General features: G+C 34.1%; 2 protein-coding genes. One reads left to right on the forward strand and one right to left on the reverse strand.

Annotated features, from left to right (window positions below):
* The coding region (locus tag F928_RS16390) for a MobA/MobL family protein (RefSeq protein WP_005077907.1) at positions 1-740 on the reverse strand (740 nt) is incomplete at its 3' end.
* A 455-nt stretch (positions 741-1,195) separates the two neighbouring features.
* On the opposite strand from F928_RS16390, the gene F928_RS16395 reads away from it, so the two are divergent.
* Positions 1,196-1,909, forward strand: coding sequence for a hypothetical protein (locus tag F928_RS16395; protein WP_005065071.1), 714 nt, complete (start codon positions 1,196-1,198; stop codon positions 1,907-1,909).
* Positions 1,910-2,464 lie beyond the last annotated feature (555 nt).

Genomic DNA, 2,464 nt, shown 5'->3' on the forward strand with positions numbered 1-2,464 from the left:
TGAATAATTGGATCAGCGCTATAAAGTTTCCAACGAGGGATTTGTGGTACATCCTGTAATTTGGTCCCGAATTTTTGATTGAAATCGTCATTAGATAGGCAACTGACCTGATTTTTCACTTCAATTTCTACACCATAAACCATTACTTTTTTAGTTGGTGCATATTTTTCTAAAAACAAATTCATTAATTCTTGAGTTTTTTCACGGAATACTTTGATTTGATTTCGCCCAAAACCTAATGCATCAGCTGTTAACTTTTGCGCACCACCTTGAGTTGGATTTTTTGGCCGGTACTGTTTAAAAAACTGCTCTGGTGGTCGTTCAATATCATCTGAAATTGTTCTTTCTGAATACATCAAATGTAAATGTGGTTGATCCTCTCCAGTAATTTCACTGGGATGATTATGAATGACTGCGGTATAAGGAAATTGATATTGTCCGGCAAACTGATCTATTAACTTCTGAACCAATTCTGCTCGTTGTTCTAGTATTAACTCTTTTGGTAAAGCAATGGTTAAAGTAGAGCTTGTTCTTCCCCGGGAAATTTCAAATTGATCAGCACTTTTCCAAAAAAGTTTTGGTTTATTTTCTGCCCATTTGGGCATATTTCCATACCGCATAAACTCTAATTTTTCATTGTCTTTTTGATTTTCAAAATGTGCCGTCCGAGTTAAATAATGGAATGCATTCAGAGAACTCTGCTCTTTTTTAATATTATGCTTTAGATTTAAATAAAACATCAGTTCACCTCAAACAAATTACGTGTAACGAAACAGCAAATTTTCTTGTAACAAGGGGCTAATTCTTGTTGCAGAGAGCAGTCTCTTCTTGTTGCAAACATCGATATTTCATCAAAAAAGTTTGTTGCACTCGTCTAAAATTCGCTGTTTTCCTTGTTGCACCCCTTTCCCATTTCTTGTAACGGCAGACATTGCTTACTTTTTCACCATTAAGAAAAATACCGTTAAAACCCGAAGAAAAACTCATAATTTAATAATTAAATCAGTGGTTTATGTAGCCTCCGCAGGAGCGAGTAGAAGTGTCTTTTTTTAACAATGATTGCTAAAGCAATCATTGTTAAAAAAAGACACGGAAACGAGATAAACAATATTTTATGTATAACATAAAATATTGTTTCAACACCATCAGAATTCCGCTAACATCAATTTAGATACCCAAAATCAGGAAATCCGCTTTGGCCGGTAGAAAAACATTTGCCTTAACACAACAAGAAATCATCGATTTGGATAAACATATTCGAGCGCTGCCGTTTAAAAGACGAATGCAAGATGCTTTTTTAGCAATGATTTCTGAACGAGAATCAATGAAACAACTGAATGAAGAAGATTTAAAACTTATTCAACGATGTCGTTATGAGCGCAATACTTATAATAAACGTATAGTTCAATTACAACTGATCCAAAAAACCGAGCCACAGAAATTAAAAAAATTAGAATTGAATATTCTAGAATTAAGTAAAAAAACAGATATTGATGCTTACTTTGCAATGCATGATGCATTAAATGAAGTTTTAAAAATTAAAAGAAATCAGACTTCTGAAAAGAATATTACAGCGAAGGTCGAACGAGTTTTAAACCCTGAGAAATATAACCAGGCCCCCCTTAGTAAATCTTTAAGAAAACAGCAAGACCACATTAAATATTTTATCGGATCACTATATTTAAACTTATTGGAACAAAGCGGTTTAGAGCGATCAAATTCAAACGAAGATTTAGATCGAATGCTCGATTTATTTAAGCAGGCACAATCCGGAGCAGAAAAGAACAATGCATTTAGCCTGGATCAAAATAGAAAAACAGATATTTTATCGGCTAAATCGCTATATGAAATGGAGAAATTGATTAAGCAAGCCAAAGAAGATCCAAGGAATCCTTTCAATAAAGCTTAGATTGACTCAAATAATAGGGTTTAAATACACTGTTGAAGCCGTATATGCCTTTTTTAGCCTAAACCTATATTCCCCATCAATAAAAAAATTAGAGTGCTCTAAACGCAAATTAGAGTATTTTGGAGATCATTTGATTTTACCGATAAGAACAAAGCGAGTGTCTACGAGCGATCCTTGGAAAATTTTGCCTAGACTCCCTGAAAAACCGCTTTTTAGGCTGTGAAACCTAAATAAGCATGGAAAAGTTGTAGAAATTTGAGTCTAGATCGAGCGTAGCGAGTAAAAAAGTTTTATGAGCGTAGCGAATTCCGAGTTGCTTTTGCTTTTTTAAAGTCACGTAAGTGCTCACCAAAAAATTGCCCCGACGAACTGAGCGAAAGCGAAGTTCAATAGAGTTTGAGCGAAGCGAAAACCAAGGGCAATTTTTCTTTACCTGGGCTTTTAATTATTTTTAATCTTTTAAATGCTTTTAAGTAAGCTGTAACCCTTTATTCATAATAGTTTTAGAGTTAATAAAACTAGGTTTATCGACCCATAAAACTAGGTTTATCGACC

It is taken from the genome of Acinetobacter pittii ATCC 19004 = CIP 70.29 (assembly GCF_000369045.1).
Classification (GTDB): domain Bacteria; phylum Pseudomonadota; class Gammaproteobacteria; order Pseudomonadales; family Moraxellaceae; genus Acinetobacter; species Acinetobacter pittii.